The sequence below is a fragment of the Wolbachia endosymbiont (group A) of Apotomis capreana genome (genome assembly GCF_964027025.1).
GTDB classification, from domain to species: domain Bacteria; phylum Pseudomonadota; class Alphaproteobacteria; order Rickettsiales; family Anaplasmataceae; genus Wolbachia; species Wolbachia pipientis.
In genome coordinates this window covers 155,464-177,200 of the sequence record NZ_OZ034721.1, presented here as the reverse complement: position 1 = coordinate 177,200, position 21,737 = coordinate 155,464, and the positions used below count along the sequence as shown (strand labels likewise).

Annotated in this window: 23 protein-coding genes; 9 read left to right on the top strand and 14 right to left on the bottom strand. The window is 35.4% G+C overall.

The window, feature by feature from the left end:
* Positions 1 to 43: 43 nt before the first annotated feature.
* The 5 genes from thyX to acpP all read right to left on the bottom strand — a co-directional run bounded on the left by thyX (position 44) and on the right by acpP (position 4,962).
* Positions 44 to 898 carry an FAD-dependent thymidylate synthase gene (gene thyX / locus AAGD50_RS00890; protein WP_015589436.1) on the bottom strand — a complete coding sequence of 285 codons (855 nt, stop codon included), beginning with the start codon at positions 896 to 898 and terminating at the stop codon, positions 44 to 46.
* Between the two features lie 9 nt (positions 899 to 907).
* Positions 908 to 2,185, bottom strand: coding sequence for a UDP-N-acetylglucosamine 1-carboxyvinyltransferase (murA, locus tag AAGD50_RS00885; protein WP_006279833.1), 1,278 nt, complete (start codon positions 2,183 to 2,185; stop codon positions 908 to 910).
* 155 nt (positions 2,186 to 2,340) lie between these two features.
* Positions 2,341 to 3,165 (bottom strand): CPBP family intramembrane glutamic endopeptidase, encoded by an 825-nt coding sequence (locus AAGD50_RS00880; protein WP_022626149.1) that lies wholly within the window; start codon positions 3,163 to 3,165, stop codon positions 2,341 to 2,343.
* 251 nt (positions 3,166 to 3,416) lie between these two features.
* Entirely contained in the window at positions 3,417 to 4,688 is a 1,272-nt protein-coding gene (fabF, locus tag AAGD50_RS00875) for a beta-ketoacyl-ACP synthase II (RefSeq protein WP_010082030.1), read from the bottom strand.
* Between the two features lie 13 nt (positions 4,689 to 4,701).
* Positions 4,702 to 4,962 (bottom strand): acyl carrier protein, encoded by a 261-nt coding sequence (gene acpP / locus AAGD50_RS00870; protein WP_006279836.1) that lies wholly within the window; start codon positions 4,960 to 4,962, stop codon positions 4,702 to 4,704.
* Positions 4,963 to 5,107: 145 nt separating this feature from the next.
* Here acpP and AAGD50_RS00865 point away from each other — a divergent pair, with 145 nt between their 5' ends.
* Positions 5,108 to 6,115 (top strand): polyprenyl synthetase family protein, encoded by a 1,008-nt coding sequence (locus AAGD50_RS00865; RefSeq protein ID WP_010082029.1) that lies wholly within the window; start codon positions 5,108 to 5,110, stop codon positions 6,113 to 6,115.
* Complete coding sequence (locus AAGD50_RS00860; RefSeq protein WP_264723824.1) at positions 6,108 to 7,049, top strand: FKBP-type peptidyl-prolyl cis-trans isomerase; 942 nt, start codon at positions 6,108 to 6,110, stop codon at positions 7,047 to 7,049. Before AAGD50_RS00865 ends, AAGD50_RS00860 begins: the two co-directional genes overlap by 8 nt.
* Before the next feature lie 68 nt (positions 7,050 to 7,117).
* On the opposite strand, the gene hslU is transcribed toward AAGD50_RS00860, so the two are convergent.
* Both hslU and hslV read right to left on the bottom strand, forming a co-directional pair.
* On the bottom strand, positions 7,118 to 8,608 hold the full coding sequence (hslU, locus tag AAGD50_RS00855) for an ATP-dependent protease ATPase subunit HslU (RefSeq protein ID WP_006280200.1): 1,491 nt from the start codon (positions 8,606 to 8,608) through the stop codon (positions 7,118 to 7,120).
* A 1-nt stretch (position 8,609) separates the two neighbouring features.
* Positions 8,610 to 9,164 (bottom strand): ATP-dependent protease subunit HslV, encoded by a 555-nt coding sequence (gene hslV, locus AAGD50_RS00850; protein WP_006280198.1) that lies wholly within the window; start codon positions 9,162 to 9,164, stop codon positions 8,610 to 8,612.
* A 115-nt stretch (positions 9,165 to 9,279) separates the two neighbouring features.
* Here hslV and gshA point away from each other — a divergent pair, with 115 nt between their 5' ends.
* Positions 9,280 to 10,440 (top strand): glutamate--cysteine ligase, encoded by a 1,161-nt coding sequence (gene gshA / locus AAGD50_RS00845; RefSeq protein ID WP_264723826.1) that lies wholly within the window; start codon positions 9,280 to 9,282, stop codon positions 10,438 to 10,440.
* A 3-nt stretch (positions 10,441 to 10,443) separates the two neighbouring features.
* On the opposite strand, the gene AAGD50_RS00840 is transcribed toward gshA, so the two are convergent.
* The 3 genes from AAGD50_RS00840 to AAGD50_RS00830 all read right to left on the bottom strand — a co-directional run bounded on the left by AAGD50_RS00840 (position 10,444) and on the right by AAGD50_RS00830 (position 13,228).
* Entirely contained in the window at positions 10,444 to 11,241 is a 798-nt protein-coding gene (locus AAGD50_RS00840) for a hypothetical protein (protein WP_264723828.1), read from the bottom strand.
* A gap of 70 nt (positions 11,242 to 11,311) precedes the next feature.
* Positions 11,312 to 12,259, bottom strand: a complete 948-nt coding sequence (gene hemH, locus AAGD50_RS00835; RefSeq protein WP_007548918.1) for a ferrochelatase — start codon at positions 12,257 to 12,259, stop codon at positions 11,312 to 11,314.
* Positions 12,260 to 13,228 carry a hypothetical protein gene (locus AAGD50_RS00830; protein WP_264723830.1) on the bottom strand — a complete coding sequence of 323 codons (969 nt, stop codon included), beginning with the start codon at positions 13,226 to 13,228 and terminating at the stop codon, positions 12,260 to 12,262.
* Positions 13,229 to 13,341: 113 nt separating this feature from the next.
* Between AAGD50_RS00830 and ndk the strand changes: the two genes are divergently transcribed.
* The 4 genes from ndk (at position 13,342) to AAGD50_RS00810 (ending at position 16,663) form a co-directional block, all read left to right on the top strand.
* Positions 13,342 to 13,761: a nucleoside-diphosphate kinase gene (ndk, locus tag AAGD50_RS00825; RefSeq protein ID WP_182309846.1), complete on the top strand. Its 420-nt coding sequence runs from the start codon at positions 13,342 to 13,344 to the stop codon at positions 13,759 to 13,761.
* 555 nt (positions 13,762 to 14,316) lie between these two features.
* The gene (locus AAGD50_RS00820; protein WP_341810061.1) at positions 14,317 to 14,493 is read left to right on the top strand and encodes a hypothetical protein; all 177 of its coding nucleotides are present in this window, start codon (positions 14,317 to 14,319) and stop codon (positions 14,491 to 14,493) included.
* Positions 14,494 to 14,839: 346 nt separating this feature from the next.
* Positions 14,840 to 15,439, top strand: coding sequence for a recombination mediator RecR (gene recR / locus AAGD50_RS00815; protein WP_400772272.1), 600 nt, complete (start codon positions 14,840 to 14,842; stop codon positions 15,437 to 15,439).
* 3 nt (positions 15,440 to 15,442) lie between these two features.
* A complete protein-coding gene (locus tag AAGD50_RS00810; protein WP_155969219.1) occupies positions 15,443 to 16,663 on the top strand; it encodes a P-loop NTPase fold protein in 1,221 nt (406 codons plus the stop codon).
* A gap of 45 nt (positions 16,664 to 16,708) precedes the next feature.
* On the opposite strand, the gene AAGD50_RS00805 is transcribed toward AAGD50_RS00810, so the two are convergent.
* On the bottom strand, positions 16,709 to 17,290 hold the full coding sequence (locus tag AAGD50_RS00805) for a hypothetical protein (protein WP_264723834.1): 582 nt from the start codon (positions 17,288 to 17,290) through the stop codon (positions 16,709 to 16,711).
* Positions 17,291 to 17,549: 259 nt separating this feature from the next.
* Between AAGD50_RS00805 and AAGD50_RS00800 the strand changes: the two genes are divergently transcribed.
* Complete coding sequence (locus AAGD50_RS00800; RefSeq protein WP_174515809.1) at positions 17,550 to 18,896, top strand: IS110 family transposase; 1,347 nt, start codon at positions 17,550 to 17,552, stop codon at positions 18,894 to 18,896.
* On the opposite strand, the gene AAGD50_RS00795 is transcribed toward AAGD50_RS00800, so the two are convergent.
* Positions 18,862 to 19,152, bottom strand: a complete 291-nt coding sequence (locus AAGD50_RS00795; RefSeq protein WP_264723835.1) for a hypothetical protein — start codon at positions 19,150 to 19,152, stop codon at positions 18,862 to 18,864. The genes AAGD50_RS00800 and AAGD50_RS00795 overlap by 35 nt on opposite strands.
* A 69-nt stretch (positions 19,153 to 19,221) precedes the next feature.
* The gene (locus tag AAGD50_RS00790) at positions 19,222 to 20,586 is read right to left on the bottom strand and encodes a pyruvate dehydrogenase complex dihydrolipoamide acetyltransferase (protein ID WP_006280214.1); all 1,365 of its coding nucleotides are present in this window, start codon (positions 20,584 to 20,586) and stop codon (positions 19,222 to 19,224) included.
* A 70-nt stretch (positions 20,587 to 20,656) separates the two neighbouring features.
* Here AAGD50_RS00790 and AAGD50_RS00785 point away from each other — a divergent pair, with 70 nt between their 5' ends.
* The gene (locus AAGD50_RS00785) at positions 20,657 to 21,148 is read left to right on the top strand and encodes an SH3 domain-containing protein (RefSeq protein WP_007551030.1); all 492 of its coding nucleotides are present in this window, start codon (positions 20,657 to 20,659) and stop codon (positions 21,146 to 21,148) included.
* Here AAGD50_RS00785 and AAGD50_RS00780 read toward each other — a convergent pair.
* Positions 21,145 to 21,630 carry a hypothetical protein gene (locus AAGD50_RS00780; protein ID WP_010082090.1) on the bottom strand — a complete coding sequence of 162 codons (486 nt, stop codon included), beginning with the start codon at positions 21,628 to 21,630 and terminating at the stop codon, positions 21,145 to 21,147. The genes AAGD50_RS00785 and AAGD50_RS00780 overlap by 4 nt on opposite strands.
* Positions 21,631 to 21,737: the final 107 nt, after the last annotated feature.

The window sequence follows — 21,737 nt, the reverse complement described above, 5'->3', positions numbered from 1 at the left end:
GAGAGTTAACTGACAGAGGAGATTGACACGTATGCCTTTATCTTTAAGATTGTTTATCAAGTATAGACATCAGCTCGCCCCATTCTCTTTTACCAATATTACTTTCTTCTCTAGTAACGTTTTCCCCTTTAATTAATTTGCGAATTATTTCTAGACCAGTTCTTGAAATACAGGCTGATTCTAGGCAATATTCAACAAAGGCATTGTAGGCCAGTGGAACCCATTTTTTTATTATATCCAGCATAACTTCTGCATAAACTCTGATTTCATATTGGGCATGCTTATCAGCTCTAAGCTTCAAAAAATGAAGGAGATTATGCAGATCTATTTTCCAATAAAATTGCGTGTAGTAATTAAGCATTAGGTTAGTTCTGGCAATTTCTCTTGCAAGCCCCTGCTCAATAAATTTTTCATAATGAGAATATACTAAATTAGAGTCATTTGTTAGAGAATCTATTATTTCCTTTGAGGTATCTGGATCAAAAGCTTCCCCGCTACCTTGTTTATTATTGTCAGATTGTTTTGCAACTTGTTCTGGTTTAGGTGTATAAAATTCATTATCAAGTATTGAATACCTTGCTGAATATTCATTCACATTTGCAGTTCTATGCCTTATCCATTGCCTTGCAACAAAAATTGGAAGTTTCACGTGAAACTTAATTTCACACATTTCAAATGGAGTTGTATGATGATGTCTCATTAAATACTTTATAAGTGCTTCATCCTGACTTATCTGTTTTGTTCCCTTGCCATAAGAAACACGAGCAGCTTGAACTATAGCGCTATCAGAGCCCATATAATCCACTACTCGAATAAATCCATGGTCTAATACCTTATGTTCTTCATATAAGATTGCATCTATTTCTTTTACTATAGTTCGTTTGGTTGCTTCATTCATAAAATATCCTCAAGACGAAATGGAGATATCAGCTCCACATGAATTGAGTTTTTCATGCATTGCTTCATATCCTCTCCATAAATGATGTGAATTGTTTATTATAGTTTCTCCACCGGCTACCAAAGAAGCAAGCACCAAAGCTGCTGTTGATCTTAAGTCAGTAGCATATAGATTAGCTCCAGATAAGCTTTTTATTCCACTTATAGTAGCTTTGCTTTTCTCGATGCTGATATTAGCACCTAACTTTCTCAATTCATCTGCATGTGTAAATCTGTTTTCAAAAATGTTCTCTTCAATTACTGATATCCCATCAGCGATGCACATTGCAGACATCAGTTGTGGTTGCATATCACTGGGAAAATTGGGATATGGATCTGTCGCAACGTTAGCAGACTTAATAGAGCCATTTTTTCTGGAAATAACAATGCCTCCATCATACAGTTCAACCATAGCTCCTATAGTCTCCAACTCATTTGTAATACACCTTATATCAGATAGATTTATTCCTTCCAACTCCAACTTACCACCGGTTATTATAGCAGCTAGTGCATAGGTGCCTGCTTCTATGCGATCTGGTATTATTTTATGAACACATCCATTTAGTGCTTCAACTCCTGTTATTATGACCTTTGTATTATCAATTTCAATATCAGCACCCATTTTCTTCAGAAAATCTATTAAATCAAGAACTTCCGGCTCAGTTGCAGCATTGTTTATTGTTGTCACTCCTTCTGCAAATGTTGCTGCCATTATTACATTTTCTGTTGCGCCAACACTTATTTTCTCAAATGTGATTTCTTTTCCTTGTAGCTTTCCTTTCACTGTTGCAATTATATTATAGCCGTCAATTTCAATTTTAGCTCCCATTTCTTCTAATGCTTTAATATGCATATCAACGGGACGCTTTCCAATGTTGCATCCACCAGGAAATGCTGTTCTCGCTTTGCCAAATCTGCTAAGCATTGGACCCAATATTAGAAAAGAAGTTCTTAGCTTACTTGCGGTTTTATATGGCATCACGTGATTGTTGATATTGCTGCAGTCAATTTTCAAAGTATGGTTCGCTTTATAATTTTTATTGTGCATAAAGTTCACTTCTGCTCCAAGACTTTCAAGCAACTTAGACATTAGATGCACATCAATTAAATCAGGTACATTATGCAAAATTACCGGGGAGCTACTTAATAGACTTGCTGCCATTATTGGTAAAACAGCATTTTTTGAGCCATTAATCTTGATTTTTCCGACCAAAGGTTTGTAGTTATTTCTTATTAATATCTTGTGCATTTAATTAGATATAAAGTATAATTCATTAGTTTATTGAAGTCTTACTAAGTATAATAGATTGACCGTAAAAGGCAAAATTTGCTTTTTCTTCCTCATCATCCCAGTGTCATGCTACCTGCATGACACCTGATGCGAATTGCCCCCGAAATTTTATACTATGAATTACTCAAATGACGCTCTCGAGCTTTATCAAACCAAATAACACCAATTGCAACAATGAAATAACCAGCTGCTCCTAATGTAAGGCGAATTACTGCATCGAAAGTTGACAGAGGAGGAGACGGCATTAGAATGCTCAAAACACTATACACAAGATTATTTGTTGCATGAGCAATAGTTACTGGCCAAATCGAGTTGTCTTTTTCAAACAACCAGGTAAACATTATAGACATTGCACAAATATAAAGGGTATAAGCACAAATAGTCGGGAATGTAAAGCCATCCTTCCACAAAGCTGAGCCAGCAACCACATAAGTTGGTATGTGCCATACTGACCAAATAATACCGACAATAATTGCTCTGATATAAAAATTTGATATTTTGCTTTTAAGATTTTTCAAAAGATAGCCACGCCAACCGATCTCTTCACCAAGAGACATAATGATCCACATCACAAAGGTTGATAATAAAACAAATAACATCACTAATGGACTCAAAACTGCACTCAAATCCTTTACACGGTCTAACGTAAAAGACTCTCGGAAAAATGAAAAACCGCAGTAAATTGACAAAAGACCATTGGAAATTAGCATACTTACCAGAATAAGTATAAACCCTAATAGACAGTTTTTTGGCGAACTAAGTTTAAAAAGATCCCTTACCTTCTGTTTATTATAAATGGTTAGCAAAATTGCAACTGAAGCCGGAACAAATGTTGTTAATAATGTTATGTCTTTGAAAGGTAAGCACCAAGCTATAATGCACGTCAAAAAATATGTAATTACAACAAATAATGTACAATTAATAGTGGTTAAATTCATGCATACGCCCATCAATTCCTTTTCTGCATTATTGATCTTTATTCATAAATTGTCAATAAAATACTTCTTCAGGGATGAATAGAATATTTTTTCTTTTTGAATTGCTATTGATAGTTTAATTTTTATATGTATTCCCTTTCACAACCGTTTGTCATCCCAGTGTCACGTGCTGGGATGACAGTAGGAGAGCTGCTTGCATGACAAGAGGAGGGTACTGGAATGACAAAAGGAAGACACTGGGGTGACATCAACTAAACTTGTCCAAATATGAGCGATGCATTAGTGCCACCAAAACCAAACGAATTAGAAAGTGCATATTGAATTTTATGCTCCTGAGCTTTAAACGGTACAAAATTTAAATCACATCCTTCTGAAGGCTTGTGTAAATTTAAGGTTGGCGGAATAATTCCATTATTTAACGCAAGAATACTGAATATTGCTTCAACGCTCCCTGCAGCACCAAGTAAATGTCCTATAGAAGATTTAGTTGAAGAAACAGGTATTTTATAAACGTAGTCACCGAATAACTGTTTCATTGCTATTACTTCAATTTTATCTCCAAGTGGCGTTGAAGTTCCATGTGCATTGATATACCCTACTTGATTGGGATTAATTTGTGCGCTCTTTAAAGCAAGCTGCATTGCCTTAAATGCGCCTCTTCCTTCTGGATGTGGTGCTGTAATGTGGTGCGCATCTCCTGTGAGTCCGTACCCAACCAGTTCAGCATGTATTTTTGCCCCCCTTTTTTTCGCATGTTCGTATTCCTCCAGCACCAATATACCTGCTCCTTCACCCATAACAAAACCATCGCGTTCTTCATCCCATGGCCTTGAAGCTTCTTCCGGTTTATCGTTAAATTTAGTTGATAACGCCTTCATAGATGCAAAACCTGCAATTCCAACTCTACACAGTGCACTTTCTGCTCCACCTGCAATCATAACATCCGCTTCACCAAGTTTTATAGTTCTTGCTGAGTTTATGATTGCATGCGCACCTGTTGCACATGCGGTTACTGCTGAATCGTTTGGACCTGTAAATTCGTATTTAATAGAAATATGGCCAGATATCAAATTTATTAGACTTGCAGGGACAAAAAATGGACTGACACGTCTGGGCCCTTTTTCCTGCATGGTAATAACATTTTCCTGAATTGACGGAAGACCACCTATACCAGAGCCAATAGTCACACCAACACGTTCCCGATTGATATTTTGGCTTTCCAAAATTAATGAATCATCTACTGCCTGAATAGCTGCTGCAATACCGTAATGGATAAAACGATCTGTCCTTTTTGAGTCTTTCTCAGAAATATAATCTAGTGGATTGAAATGGTGCTCAATGTTATCTGATTGCAACGGCACCTGCCCTGCAATTTTGCAAGCAAGATCAGAAGAGTCAAATCTATCCGTATTGATTGCTTTTATGCCAGACTCACTTTTTATTAGCCTTGACCAAGTGTTGTCAACATCTGCCGCTAGTGGAGTGATTAAACCAACACCAGTGACTACTACTCTTCTGCTCATTTAACACTAACTATTAGCCTTTTTTATTATTAATGTACTCAACTATTTGCTCCATAGTTTCCATTTTTTGTGCGTCTTCATCTGGAATTTCTATTCCAAACTCTTCTTCTGCTGCCATGATGATTTCAACTGCATCTAAGCTGTCTGTACCATGCTCCGAAAGCTTTGAAGAGCTGTTGAATTTCTCTACATCCTTACTAATATGCTCTAGTATAATCTTTTTCACTTTTTCTTCTATGTCTTCTCTAGTGCTCTTTGCTAGTTCGCTATTCACATTTCTTACCAAAAAAATAACCTATTCTTTGATGTTATAAAAAATTTTTATGTTTGCAATATCTTTTATAACTGGTAAACTACAGTAAAGTTTTCTACTGCCCTAGCTGGCTAGCGTTACGTGCTAAACAATTAACAATTCAAAAATGCTAGACGAAACAACAAAAAATTTGCTTATTGTAGAAGTAAATAAACTCTTACCCGAAAATAGCGAGAATAAGCTTATATCAGCTATGCGTTATATACTCCTTGCTCCTGCAAAACATATACGCTCCTTTTTAGTCGTAGCTTCATCGCGAGTGTTTAACGCGGAAGCTAAAAAAGTAATATCAGTTGCTGCAGCAATTGAATTTGTTCATGCTTACTCTCTAATTCACGATGATTTACCGTGCATGGACAACAGTGATACTCGCAGAAGCCAGCTAAGCTGCCATAAAAAATTTGATGAAGCAACAGCAGTGCTTGCCGGAGATGCACTACTTACTCTGGCTTTTGAGGTATTATCTTCGTTAAATGAGAAACGCTGTGAGATCATAAAAGTTCTTTCTCAGGCAATAGGAATTAGGGGAATGGTGGGAGGACAGGCTTTAGATATTAACAGTGAGCATATAGATTTTAGCCCCCAACCCTCTGTCATTCAAGTAGCGGACACTGGGATCCAGAAGGCTTTGCCTACAAGCATTTCGTGCAAAAAGCCATGCGATAGTGGAGCTGAACATGAAATGGATTCCAGTGTCAGCTACTTGCATGACACCCTTTCTACCTTAAAACTACAACATTCGTACGGCTGTATGTATGACGCTGGAATGACGTCGGGCCAAGCTGATAAAATAAAAGAAATTCATTTGATGAAAACCGCAAAACTATTTGCAGCTTCATGTGAAATAGGTGCTATAATCGGGGGTGCTACAGACAAGCAACGTAAAGCGTTATATAACTATGGAATAAATCTAGGGCTTATATTTCAAGCTAAGGATGATATTGAAGACTACGAACAAGATAAAACAAATAATCTTATGTCTGTGCTTGGTAAAAGTGAAGTAGAGGACTATATAGACGGCCTCTTTAAACAAGGCTTGGATAATTTGAGTGCGCTTTCAGGGGATACTAATTATTTATATGATTTATTGAATCAAGTAAAGAAAGATGGTTAGAAAAATTATATTACAAATGCTTATTTCCGTAGTAATGATTCTCACTTTAACTTCTGCTTTTGTGTTTACTATTGTCTATATAAACAAAGGTAAACCGGAAAAAAAGGACAAGCTTTATGAGATAAATGCCACGCATGGTGGTTTGATACAGACGATAGCACATTACCTAGTGAAGCCAATACTTGAATCAGCACTTGACCGCTATATTGAAAAGCATGGGCTGACAGAATATTTAGAAGAAATAACGCAGCAAAAGGAAGAAGATTCAATAAATTTTTATGAAATTACTGAAGGCAGTGGCAGCAAGGCTTTTTGTGGCCTGGAAGTCCTATTGCAAATATATAAAATTTCTAATAATAACTCAGCAACACTCCCTAGCAAAGTTTCTGATGTTACTTTGAAAATAGGTCAAGATGACCTAAAAGAAGTGAGTTTAGGGGTAATAGGTATGAAAGAAGGCGGAGAGCGTGTAGTTACTATTGCCAATGAGAACAAAATGAATTTTAATTCTTATTACGTCAAACTGATCGAAGTAAAGGATAAATATCCCGACTCAGTAAATAATCTGATGGTTTTTAATGACTTAATTAACAAGACTGGAAAACAAGTAAGGTGCAGTGATGAGATATCGGTTAAATATAGCGTAAAGGAGCATAATGGGGAATATATAGTCAAAGATCAAACAGTGCAATTTAGGGTTGGCGATAAAAAAATACCACTTGCTATAGAGCTTGGAGTTGTGGGAATGAGAGCTGGTAATAAAAGAACTATTCTTTCTCCGCCTGACCTTTTGACTATTACTGACGATATGTTAATAAAAGACATAGATTATGATGAAGAAAATATCTCAATAATTGACTTAAGCTTAGATGTTAAGCAAGAGGTCGCAGCACACCATTCTACTGTTGAAAAACAGCCTAAAGAATATAGCTGAAATTTTAGGTCTACTGGCTAATCTTCTGAACACTCTCTATACTACTTAAAGTAGGCTTTTCGTTTTTCCTAAAGTATAAACTTAGATAAATCAAGCTGCTTCGAAATTGACTCAAGTTTATCTTTTACATACTTGCTGTCTATAATGAATTTTTCGCTATTTTTCTCAGAAGCAATGAAACTTATTTCATCTAAAAGCTTCTCCATGACAGTGTGAAGCCTTCTTGCGCCTATATTTTCCACTTGCCTATTAACTGTAAACGCTATTTCAGCTATGGTTTTTATACCATCATCAGTGAACTCAAGTGTCACATTTTCTGTTTTCATTAAAGCTATGTACTGCTTTAACAAACTAGATTCTGGTTCCTTTAATATTCTTATTAAATCCTCTTGAGTAAGTGCCTTAAGTTCTACCCTGATCGGTAATCTGCCCTGCAATTCCGGTAAGAGGTCAGATGGTTTAGACTGATGAAAAGCACCAGATGCAATAAATAATATATAGTCTGTTTTTACATGGCCATACTTAGTTGTAACAGTTGTTCCTTCAAGTAATGGTAACAGATCGCGTTGCACTCCTTCTCTGTTTACTTCACCTTTTACTTCTGTACGCGCTGCAATTTTGTCTATTTCATCCAAAAATACTATACCGTCATTACTAACAAGATCAATGGCTTCTTTGATTATCTTATCTTCATCCATTAGCCTTTCACTTTCTTCATTAATTAATATTTCACGCGCTTCTTTTACCTTCACCGTAATAGTTTTTGTTTTTTTGCTCCCGTTAAACATCTTGCCCATTATTTCTGTTACATTCATCACACCAACTTGCCCACCTGGCATGCCTGGTATATCGAAAGTAGGTAACATACTCTTGCTCTCTCTGACGTTAATAGAAACTTCTCCGTCCTCAAACTCTTTATTCCTCAACCTTTCTCTAAAAATTTTTTTACTCTCTTCGGTTGCATTTTCGCCTACCATAGAGTTTACTATTGTTTTCTCAGCTAAAATTAAAGCCTTTTTAGCTAAGGCTTTACGGGCTTTCTCTTTAACTAAAACTATTGCTGCATCAACTAAATCGCGTATTATCGAATCAACGTCACGTCCAACGTACCCTATTTCAGTAAACTTCGTTGCCTCAATTTTTATGAACGGTGCACCGGCAAGTTTTGCTAAGCGACGAGCTATTTCAGTTTTACCAACCCCTGTATGACCGATCATCAATATATTCTTAGGTATGATTTCATCACGCAATGGAAATGGAACCTGATTGCGACGCCAACGATTTCTGAGCGCAATAGCAACAGCACGCTTTGCATCATCCTGTCCGATTATGAATCTGTCCAATTCTTTAACTATCTTCTGTGGTGGCAGGTCATCTAACAAAACTTGAGTGCTGTCATTAACTTGAACATCGCTGTCATTTGAATCAAAACCACTCTTAGTATCTTTATAGAGGTTATCTTTTTCATCGTAGGTGTCACTACTACAAGACCGCCCTTCTGAAAGGGTTATGGGCTGATTGGAAAAATTGGTGCATAAAGTTTTTTGCTTGGAAGACATATCACTCCTCTATCTTTTCAATAACTACATTATGATTTGTATAAACACATATATCGCCAGCTATCTTCATAGCCTTTTTCGCAATTTCCTCTATTGATATTCCTTTAATGTCAATTAAAGCTCTTGCTGCAGATAGAGCAAAATTTCCCCCAGAGCCAATAGCTGCGACTCCATCTTCAGGTTCAAGAACATCACCTGTTCCCGTAATTACTAATGAAATAGATTTATCTGCAACGATCATCATAGCTTCTAATTTCCTCAGATATTTATCCATTCTCCAGTCTTTTGCAAGTTCAACACATGCTCTCATTAATTGCCCTGGGTGCTTGTCAAGTTTAGATTCTAATCTTTCAAAAAGAGTAAATGCGTCGGCTGTTGCCCCGGCAAATCCAGCAATTACGGAATCACCAGAAAGACGCCTAACTTTTTTTGCTCCAGATTTTATAACAGTGTGGCCCAGTGAAACTTGTCCGTCACCTATTACTACTACACTTTTATCTTTTCTAATTGATAATATAGTAGTGCCATACATTTTATTGTTATCGTGTTGAATCATTTTTCTATCACTTTAAATAAGAATCTCATTATACTTTAATCTTTAGTCAAATTTACTAAATATGTTCAACTATAGCTTATAATATAATACCTTCCTTATAACATTTAAAGTGCAGATGCAAAACATAATTTACCCAGATTTGGAAAAAAGTATAAATAATTGGTTCGAAGCAAAATTTAATGGCCTTACATCGCCATTTTATAGCTCTATAGATCTTAGAAACTCTGGCTATAAAATCGTTCCAGTAGACGCTAATTTATTTCCTGCGGGGTTCAATAACTTAAGTGAAGAATCAAGAACGATGGCAGCAAGATTGATAAAAAGCTATTTTAAAAGACATCAATACAAAAAGGTTCTTATAATACCGGAAAATTATACACGCAATAAAATGTATATAGAAAACGTATTTGTTATAGAGAAAATACTACAACTCGCAGGTTTTGAGACTAGAATTGGCCTTTTATATAATGAAGTATACAATTTAATAGAACAGTATGAAACTGTTGTGAAAGAAAACTCTCTGCTAAAGACAACTTCAGGATTTGTGCCTGATGTTATTATACTGAACCGTGATATGACGAGCCACATTCCAGACACGCTGAAAGACGTAAAGCAAGATATAGTACCAAGCCCACTATACGGTTGGCATAGCAGGCAGAAATTTAAGTATTTTGAAATCTATCAAGAATTAGCATCTGAGTTTTGTGGCAAATTTAAAATAGACCCATGGCTAATTTCTGTGCTTACAGAGAGCTGTGATGGAGTTGATTTTGATGATGATTTGTCACTAGGAGCAGTAGCAACTAAAGTTGACCAAATATTATCTCTAGTGCAAAAAAAATATGAGGAATATGAAATAAAAACACAACCTTACGTTTTTATCAAAGCAAGCAATGGCACATATGGGATGGGCATTATAACAGCAACAAGTGGAGAGGAAATATTAAACCTCAATAAAAAAAAGCGTCATAAAATGAAAAAGATAAAAGAAGGAATAGCAATCAATAGCGTTATTATACAAGAAGGTGTACCAACCATTGACATGTTTAAAAGCAGTTCTGCAGAACCGCTAATATACTATATAGGAGATACTCCAACATGTTACTTATACCGATGTAATAGCAGAAAAGATGTATATTCTAGCTTGAATGCCACTGACTGTGAGTTTCATGATGTTAGCCAGGTTGTAGAAGGTAAAATTCTATCACTTTGGAGTATTGTTAGCAAATTAGCAGTACTAGCGTTGGCAGTAGAAATAAAATCTTTTCATCCCTAATTCTTATACCTCTACAGTGCTGTCATTAGAATGACCGTTTATATTATGAACATCATCAAGTTCAGTGGAAGGATCATCATTGACAGGTTGTTGAAACAATTTGTCAAGCTGAACTGCAAGAAATACTGCACTATATATTATGCTGACTGTTACGCTTAAGTTGAAATTATAGATTATATCATTACCTAAGTTTATTGGTATAGTTGGAGTCTCTATCCTTCTTAATATGAAGTTTAATAAACCTAACGACAAAGTTAATGTGCTAATAATAAGGTCCTTCTTACACTCAGCAGACTTTTCAGGATCCTTATTATCCAGATATTCCTTGCATGTATAATAATAGCTTATAGGTTCTGAAATGAACAAAAATAGGATCGTTGAGGTTAAGTTAATATAACTTATTATGTCTGTATTGCTTCCAGTGCAAAAATGGATGATTTTCAACATCATTAGCGCTTCTATGGTGCTGCTTGCAAGATTAGCCGATTTACCCACAATTTTTGCCAGCTCTTTTTTACTCTCAGGGTTTCTGTAATCCTTAATTAGATCCTGTAGAGTAAATGCAGAATGGGCAATGTATAGAATAGATGTCGGAAACTTTACTAGTCGAGCAACATTCCGTATAAGAAAAATATTGGATCTATTATTGTCAATGAACTCGCAGCAAAATTGCAGTGAAATCTTACACAATAGGGCTGTTAAACCTGTTGTGATGCAGATTACCTTCCTGAAATCATGATCATAAATATCATGCACCCTTTGTGCGAGTATGTTAGATTTCTTTTTTAGCTTGTTTGGCATGAAATAGTTAATAACTTCCTGTTATTCTATCACATAAAATCCTAAAAGAAAAGCCCTATGAATCAGGACTTTAAGGGAGATTTATGCACAAATCGGCTAAGCATTTTATAAACAAGGGATCGGTACTGAGAGTTGGCACACGAAAGTAATATCCATCCTTGATAATTGCTTTATATTCTATATCAAGTTCAACTAGAGTTTCTGAATGCTCAGAAACAAAAGATATAGGTGATAGAACTACAGGTACACCATCAGCTTTTGCGCGTAATAGCTCACTTTCAGTGCTTGGCTCTAGCCATTTTACAGGACCAATCTTACTCTGATAACATATCGACCAATCTAAGTTATTGATAGCTAACTTTTCTACTATTAACTCTACGCTTCTTTCTACCTGTGAAGCGTAAGGGTCGCCCTTTTTAATGATACTAAGAGGTAAGCTATGGGCTGAAAATAGGACTCTTGGTTTACCGATTTTTCTAGCCAATTTATAGTACTTAGCTATCAGATTAGTGTGAGCTTCAATAAAATCTTGGTTATCATAATAACGGTGAATCATTTTTGTATTGCATTTTAGGCCATACCGTTTAGCATTTTTTTGCCAATTCTCGATGGATGACAGAGTTGTGGTAGTTGAATATTGTGGATACAGTGGCAGCAGAATTACTTCGTCAGGATCAAACTGTTTTACACTTTCAATAACTTCGTCAGCAAATGGACGCCAATAGCGCATGCAGATGAATACCTTGTGTACATGGTTTCTATTTTCGTTTAATTTTAGTTCTAAAGCATTAGCTTGCATTTTTGTATTCTCTAGAATTGGCGATTTACCTCCAATTTCCTCGTATATTTTTCGTGCAGTATTTTCTCGTTTCGCAGATATAAACTTTGCTAAAAGAAACCGAAAGGGATTCGGTAGATTGATTATTCTCCTGTCATAAAAAAGGTTGAATAAAAAAGGACGGACCGCATTTAGTGAATCAGGCCCGCCAAGATTAAATAAGATAACTGCCTTTTTCACCTACGCACTACTACAACAAGTTACTTCTGGGGTGCCTATAAAATTAGCTACACACTCATCAAATTTAGTTATAGGCACTAAATTTCTTACACTGGCATACAATAAGTGGCCTGATCTCTTCAGGTTACTCTTGGTGGATGTGAAGTTCCAATCGAAAAATGTATCGACAAAAAGACTTGGTACCGTTTCAAGAAGTTCAACAGCAGCTAAAGATAGCATTATACAACTTTGCAGGACATTCAGAAGAACCTTGAGGGGAAAAAGTAAAACTTTAACGAAAAGAGAGGTGCTACTTGTTTCATCCAGTAGTCGCCCTGAGTTAGGCGAATTATACTCGGTGTGTTTTCTATTTTGATCAAAGATAGGAAATTTTATAGTATCTTTCTTAAATTCCGCGTCTATTTCTTTTCTACTATGGTTAGTGATTTTTTCCATTAACTTCTCACGCAGATGAAAAGTTCTGACAATAAAACATGTGGCAATCATTAAGGAAGCACATAAAAGTGCGCATTGCATGAGGCTCATACTGCCTAGCATAGCTGGCAGCGCAAAACAAACAAATGGCACTATGATAGCCATTTCAAGCAATGGAATAGTATTCCTTTTCATTGCAAAGGCAGCAGTATCTCTTAAAAATTTGTGTTGCTGGTTAAAGTTTTTTTCTTTTTGCTCTATTTCTTGTGTAGCAAAATTGCCATCTGTATCCTCAGCAAGTGCAAGCTTGGAAGCCTGTATGTTGTTACATCTTTCAATATTTTCCTTTTGTTGTACATGAGCAGATGAAGTGCATTTATATATGCTATATTCCAAATAACTTAAAAAGGCCAAATTAAAAGTTAAAAATCCTTTTGTTCCACAAAAAAGTGATGACTTAAAGTTACTTACTAATTTTTTAGTAGTAGATTTAGCTTGTTTTTTAGTGGTAGGCTCAGCTTGTTTAGTAGTGTTATTTTTACAACATTCACCCATACAATACCTCCTTGATGGTTTATTCTTAACTATAAATAAAAAACTACTTTTATCAAATCAAAATTTGCAATAAAATGAATCCATAAATATACAATCTTATATAAGGAAATAATATGGCAATTGAGAAGACACTTTCGATATTAAAACCTGATGCAGTAAAAAATAATATTACAGGCAATATAAATTCCTACATCGAACAATCTGGGCTGAAAATCACAGCACAAAAAATGATGTTACTAACAAAAAAACAAGCAGAGCTGTTTTATGAAATTCATAAAGATAGGCCTTTTTTTGGGGAATTAGTAGAGTTTATGACCTCTGGTTCTGTGGTAGTTCAAGTTTTAGTTGGTGAAAATGCAGTAAGTAAATACAGACAAATCATGGGAGCTACCAATCCAAAACAGGCAGATAAAGGCACAATCAGGGGTGATTTTGCTGATGATATTAGTGAAAATAGAGTCCACGGCTCGGATAGTCTAGAAAATGCTCGTAAGGAGATAGCTTTCTTTTTTGCTGAATGTGAGTTGGTGTAGTTAACTCAGATTGGCGTCATCCAAGTAGCTGACAACATAGAAACGAAAAAACTTACTTGACACCCTTCGCCAGCGCCCTTATCATGATAGTGAAGCTATTGTATTTGCTTTCGCCAATCTGCAGATTAAAAGGTAAGGATTACTTAATGTATCGGCGTCTTATGTTCAATTTTTTGCAGTATATAGATACTGTATGTCTTTACAAAACTTCATCTACATCTAGATTTTTATCTAAATAAGCTGAACGCGCTTATAAAGCGTTACAAGACATCAAAAAATGCCAATACTCGACAGAGATAGTAAAAGACTAGCTAACTCGGGGATTCTTTGTCTTTTTTTCTGCTTAGTAAATTTCTTAAACATTTGCAGCGTAAGTTAGTTGCAATTAAAAGCAGCTGAATTTCGCTTGTCAAGCGTTTAAAACATAAAAAACGCCAATATTTTAAAGCGGATAATAACCCCAGGGCTTCTTTTGCCTTTTTTTTCATTTGGTAAATTTCTTAATATTTATAGCTAAAGTAATTTAAAAGTCCGTGAAGGGTGTCATGCCAGTGCTTGACACTGGCATCCAGTTTTCCATATAATCTCATCAAAAATGTTTATTTTCTAGCTACTTTTATACTTATCAACCCAGTATGCTTACTTACAATTAAAATTTCTGGATCCCAGTGTCTGGGCACTGGGATGACAGCTAGCCTGACAACCGTCATCCCGCTACGTGTTAGCGGCTAAGAGATACCGCGAATGAATCGCGGTATGACGGTTCGCGGCAGTATGACGTAGAGCTCACGTTAGCTATACTTTTATGCTTACAAACTTAATAAAATTCCTGGATCCCAGTGTCTGGGCACTGGGATGACAAAGGAGAGCTACTCGGATGATACCTTTTTCTACTTAGTTTGGGTTATGCAAGAAGTCTATTATAATCAGGCTTTAAGTGTGCGGAAGTAATTTTTTGCGTTAGAGTAAAAAATTTTTTCTATAGCTAATCAAAGTGGATCAAGAGAAACTTACCACTTTCTTTACAAAGGGTTTGATGTTACCATTTGACTACCTATTCTGAATTTATTGGATGAACATTAACATAAAAAATCTAGTTCATGCTTTCTCTAAATTGCCAAGTTTAGGGCCATCATCATCACGCAGGTTAGTTATACATTTACTCCAAAACAAAGAAAAAGTTATGCTACCACTTGCATCTTTGATTAAAGAGCTAGCAGATCTTATAATAGAGTGTGAAGTTTGCGGAAATCTAGATACTAAGTCACCTTGTTCTATTTGTACTAACCCAAAACGTGACACTAAGTTACTGTGTGTAGTAGAAGAATTAGGTGATCTATGGGCGTTTGAAAAAGGAAATATATATTCAGGTTTATACCATGTTTTGGGTGGCAGATTGTCTGCAATAAATGGCATAGGTCCAAAAGAACTCAACCTTGACACTATTCTGAAAAGAGTGACAGAGTCTAAAATTGAAGAGATAATTATCGCAATTAATCCGACATTAGAGGGCCAAGTTACTGCACAATATATAATTGAATTGCTAAAAAATTTGGATGTGAAAATATCACGCCTTGCTTGCGGCATACCAATGGGCGGAGAAATTGACTATCTTGATGAAGGAACGCTGAGGATAGCACTTACTTCAAGACAAGAATATGAGTTAAATATAAAATAAGACATGTGCTTAAAAAAACTTATATCGCTAATAACATTCAAAAAGAAAAAAATAGTGCCACCACTTAAAGTGGTGGCTTGGGAAAATGACCGCCTAAACTATAAGCAATTTTCAGGTAAATTCAACACTATAATTAAAACAATTGATCAGTCTTTTACAATAATATCTTTAGAAGGATATGATGGATGGGGCAAGACGTTTTTTTTGAAAGAATGGGTAAAAGAGTTAAAACAGCAAAATGAAATTGTAGCTTATTATAGTGCATGGGATATCAATGCATTGGACCAACCACTTCCTTCTTTTTTAAATTTTCTATTTGAAGATTTATTTGCATCGTATGAAGTAAAAAGAAGCGTTATACAACAGTTCAAGAACATAAACCAAGAGCTATTTTCTCTAAACACACTAGGAAAGCTGATCAGTAAATCTCCACTTGCTATGCTTTCAGTATTTCTTGATGCTGCAAAAGAGGCTGATAAAAAAGACATAGGTTTTGTCTTGAGTGAATTAAGTCTTCTCCAAAGAAGAAAAGAGAGTACTAGAGATTTCAAAATACAGTTAGCGGATGTGGTTAATAAAATCAGAAAAGACAAAAACATTTATATAATGGTGGATAATCTTGATGTGTGCCGTCCTAAATTCGTTGTCGATTTTTTGGAATCTATAAAGTATATGCTTGATGTGGAGGGGCTGGTTTTCATTATTTCTGTAAGTAAAGATAAGAGTAATGTACAAAGAGCAATCAGCACAATACTTGGACCAAATTTTGACCTAAAATCTTTTACTGATCTCTCTTTACATTTGCCAAAACAACCGATAGAAAAATTTACAAAAGAACTATTTGAAAATATTAAATTACCGAAAAAGTCAAAAAATTTGATTGTAGATAGTTTTATATTTTATGCAGAAAGCCTGTCACTATCGTTAAAAACAATAGAATACTGCGTAAAAAAAATAAAGCTGTGTCTTCTGAATCACACAAGAGAAGAATTACCTGATCCGAATTTGTTTGCATTTTTGGTAATACTGCAATCAATAAATATTGATATATATGAGGAACTAGATTCCTCATGTCAAAGATCCTTGGAAAAAATTGAAAATGAATATAAATCTTTAGTTCTAAATGGTCAAGAAGAATGGGAAAAACTTAAAACCTCTCTAGAAACTGCTTTTGCAGAGAGGGAGTCAAAAATTAACAAAGCTATAAAGGATATACTATTTTGAAAAGATACCCTACCTTCACATATACAAAGATAGGGTAACATTTGATTAACGCCCTTTTACTATGTCATTACCTTGTTCAAACTTTCTGATTAATTCGCTTACATTGACATTAGATAATTTTTTACCTGCAGATTTGTCATTATGTGAAGCATCAGGTTTACGAAGGTCTTCCTTACTGTTACTCCTAGTAATATTACATCTAACAATGTTTGAATTATTAGACTTATCGCTTACATCTGAAATATTGCTTTTTTCACTACATGAAGACGAATTACTCGACATATTGCCTAAGCTAAAGAGCTTTTTACCTTGATAGATTGGATTCCAATCAAGTGGATTATAAGTTTTTTTGCTAGTCTCAACCTTTTGGTTATTTTGCTGTTTAGGAGAAAAACCAAGTTTTTCTCTTTCTTTCTTGCTTAGCGTTTTGAGAAATTTTACGGTTTCTAATTCATCAGTTGCTTGTACTTTATGTAAATCAAAGCTTTTTTGATGGTTATCCTGCTTAACATTTTCCATCATTTTATCTTTTATTGTTCTATCCTCATCATCAGAAGTGCTGCTACTAACATCACTGATACCACTATCCCCTGAATCACGGCGTTGTTTGTTAGGAGCGTCGAACAAGAAAAAAATCTTGTTAAACCGGAAAGAAACTATTTCTTCACTTCCATAGCAATTTTTATATATAATTTATCAAGAAGTACTTCTGCAGTTATAACCGACTGATCAATGGTGCTTAAGTGCCCGTTTAGGAGCGTGGTTTTGGAGGAACGGTTAAACCACTGATGGAGTCTATTATGACTACCTCGATTAGAAGATTGTATAATCTAACCGTCCCAAGCTTAAGTGCTTCTCCATTATAAGTTATAGTAGGATAATTACCATGATAAAGGCAAAAAGTAAACTAGAAATAGTGAATCCTGATACAGCAGGAATTGATATCGGCTCAGCTGTACATTATGTATGTGTACCTGAAGGAAGAGATGAACAACGTGTCAAAAAATTTGGATGCTTTACAGTTGATCTTCATAACTTAGCAGGGTGGTTAAAGAAATGTAAAGTTAGAACAGTAGCTATGGAATCAACAGGAGTATATTGGATTCCTTTGTTTCAAATACTTGAGTCATATGGATTTGAGGTAAAATTGGTAAATGCACGATATATTAAGAACGTGCCTGGTAGAAAATCCGACGTTCAAGACTGTCAATGGTTACAACAATTACACAGCTATGGATTACTCCATGGGTCGTTTAGACCTGATGATCAAATGTGTGTGTTGCGTAATTACGTTAGGCAACGTAGCAACCTGATTGAAAGTGCATCCACACATATTCTACGTATGCAAAAAGCGTTAATTCAAATGAACGTTCAATTACACAAAGTCATAAGTGATATTACTGGAGTGACCGGTATGCAAATTATCAAAGCAATAATTGAAGGTGAAAGGAATCCTGAAAAATTATCAGAATTGAGAGATGTACGGATAAGAAATGATAGATCTACCATGGCAAAAGCGCTAAAAGGCGACTACAGAAAGGAACTCTTATTTGTGTTAAAGCAAGAATTTGAATTGTATAATATTTATCAGGAAAAAATAGCAGAATGCGACAAAAGCATCGAACAATATTACAAAACATTTGAAACAAAATCTGACGAGAATAAGCGATGCAGCAAAATAAAGAATAGGTTTTCAAAAAACAGACCAGACTTTCCTTTACACGAAGAACTGTATAGAGTAACCGGTATTGATTTTACTAAAGTTCCTGGGCTTGATGTGCTAACTATACAAACAATTATCTCAGAAGTTGGTTTGAACCACGATAAATGGCCATCAGAGAAGCACTTTACTTCTTGGTTGGGGCTAAGTCCTGCTAATAAAGTTACAGGGGAAAAAGTATTTGGGACGAGAACTCGCAAAGTTATTGCTCGTGCTGCAAATGCTTTTAGGATGGCTGCCCAGTGTGTGTCAAGAAGCAACAGTGGGATTGGTGCATATTGCAGAAGGTTAAAAAAACGACTAGGAGCACCGAAAGCGATTACCGCTACGGCTAGGAAATTGGCGTGCATTTTTTATAGTATGCTAAAGTATGGACAGGAATATGTAGAGAAGGGCATTGATTACTATGAAAAGTTATATAAGGAAAAAATAGTGAAGACTCTAAGCAAGAAAGCTAGTGAATTTGGTTATGTCTTGATTAAAAAAGAGCTACTAGCAGAAAGAGTTTCTTAGAAGTGCTATGAATGTTGTCTTCCATGAGTTTTCGCATTGTTGGGCCAAATGTTCTTCCAAGATTGCTACTTACTGTTTTATTACTATCATTTGCTTGGGAATAAGATGCATTTTGCTCAAAAATTGCTCTTATTCCAGCAAATTTAACTTGGGAAGATTTTGGAGGAACAGGTGGAGCAACCATACCTTTTGAGTTAATCTTTCCTTCATTTTGAGGAAAAATTTTTGGATTATTTTTTTCTACTGTAGTATTCATTTTTTTACCTCTAAACCTATTAACTAATAAAAGTATAAACTTAGAGGTATTGATTTTGTAATAACAATGCTAATAGATTACCGCAGTTTCAATAAGCATCACCAGAGGATTCTCTATATAATGCTTAAAGGCATTTAAAAACTTTGCTCCGAGTGCCCCATCAACTGCTCTATGGTCAACAGAAAGTGTTACTGTCATTATTTCTGCTATCTCTATTTTCTCATTCATAACAATTGGTTGTTTTTTAGATGCACCAACTGCCATAATGCAAGATTGCGGCGGATTGATTATAGCACTGAAGGCTTTTATACCAAACATCCCTAAGTTGGAGATAGTAAACCCTCCTCCTTGAAACTCTTCAGGTTTCAATTTTCCAGATCTTGCTCTGCTTACTAAATCTTTCACTTCTTTTGATATAGATAAAATACCCTTTTTATCAGCATTTTTTACTATAGGAGTAATTAGCCCATCTTCAAGTGCCACAGCGATTGAAATATCTATATTTGAATATCTCAGTATTTTATTATCTATCCACGAAGAATTTATATCAGGAAATTTTTTCATGCTGAAAGCTGCAGCTTTTATGATTAGATCATTAATTGTTACTTTATTGTTTTCATCTGCTGAGTTAATCTCGTTTTTTAACGATATTAACTTATCAACCTGGCAGTCTACAGTTAAATAAAAATGTGGAACATTCTGTTTTGATTCAGTCAGGCGCTGTGCTATCACTTGGCGCATGTTGCTTACTTCAACTATGGTATCTTTCTCAGGACTTTCAGTATGTATACCACTGCCTAAAAACTCCAACACATCAGCCTTAATTATGCGACCATATGGTCCTGTACCTTTTAATTGCTGCACATTAACCCCTTCATTTTGAGCTATTTTCTTAGCTAATGGGCTTATTTTTGTTCTACCTTCTGCATAACCCTCTGTCATCTGAGTAGCTGACACTGGGATCCATTCTTCTTTTCTAGATCCCAGTGTCAAGCACTGGGATGACATTGAGGGGTTGGATTCCAGCGTCACGCGCTGGAATGACACCGAAGAATGACTTATTGGCTTTCCGTTTAAATCTTGGTGTTCTGATTTTTGATTATCAACAGCACTTTTTGTCACTTCCTTTTTAACTGCACTATTGATGGAAGTTGAAGTATAGTTGTTAAGTGCACTTTCATCTTCTCCTTCTTCCAGCATTAAAGCTATTGGTTGATTTACAGGCACGCCACTTGTTCCTTCTGTTACTAAAATTTTTGCTAAAACTCCTTCATCTATAGATTCAAACTCCATTATGGCTTTATCAGTCTCTATCTCAGCAATTACGTCGCCTACTTCAACTTTGTCTTGTTCTTTTTTATGCCACTTTACAATTTTTCCTCCAGTTTTGCTCATTGTCGGTGAAAGAGCAGGCATTAATATTTCTATAGGCATTGATTTTGCATTTAAAGATCTATTCAATTTTTAATTTACTCTTTATCTTATGTCAACCTAATCGTGAATTATGATGAATAAGTCTGTTACACTATCCCTCACGTTATCCCAGTGCGTGACACTGGGATCTTGGTTCAGTACTATTATCCTATTGTTTTTATTATTTAGCCATAGCTTGTTTGCTAACAACTTTGTTTCAACCAAATCAAATAAGATCAACATGAGAACGGGGCCAGGGTTTCACTATCCTGTAAAATGGATATACACTTGCAAAAATCTGCCCCTGAAAGTGATAGAAGAGTTTGAGAGTTGGAAAAAGGTCTGCGATATAGATGAAGACTGCGGATGGATAAAAGGCAATCTTCTTAGTGATAAGCGCTACGCGATTGTAAAAGAAGATACTTATGGATATCAAAAACAGAGTGTAGACAGCAAGATTACTATGAAAATAGACAAGTTTGTTGTGATGAAGATAGAAAAATGCAACGAAGAATGGTGCTTTCTTTCCACCCCAAAACGCAAAGCATGGGTACAAAAAAAACATATATATGGGGTTGATTAGGTTGACAAAAGATCTGAATTAACACTAGTTTCTGGGCCTTCTGTAGCATGCTCTTCAGATGAAGCAGAGGGTTCTTGAGGCTCTGGAGACTGTACAGGGCTATCACAGAAACTCCTTAACATCTCCTCAGCGGATGAATCTAAAATTTGTACAATAGACTTTTCACTCTGCTCTTTTAGCGATTGATCCACTCTAGAAATCAACTCAGAAAACTCGCTACCTGATTTTTCAGCTTCACTTTTTATTTTACTTTCTATGCTTGCAATATTACCTTGGTCAATTTCTTCTTTTGTTATGTTGAATGACTTTGCAACATCTTGATATCCAATCTTGCAATTTCCACAACCAATTATGCAAAAAGTAATAGAATCAGATATTTCGCTTGCAGCCCAATTATGTATAGTGTAAGCCAAATAATTGTCATGGTATTTAATGCTAAATTGTTGTTCTATTAACTCAGAAATTTTATTCTTTAGAGACATAAAGCACCCTCCTCTTACATTCGTTATACCTTTTTGTTAAGATACAGCAATTACACCATTTACTACATGCTTTACTTTAATTAATTATTAAAACAAGAGCATCATTT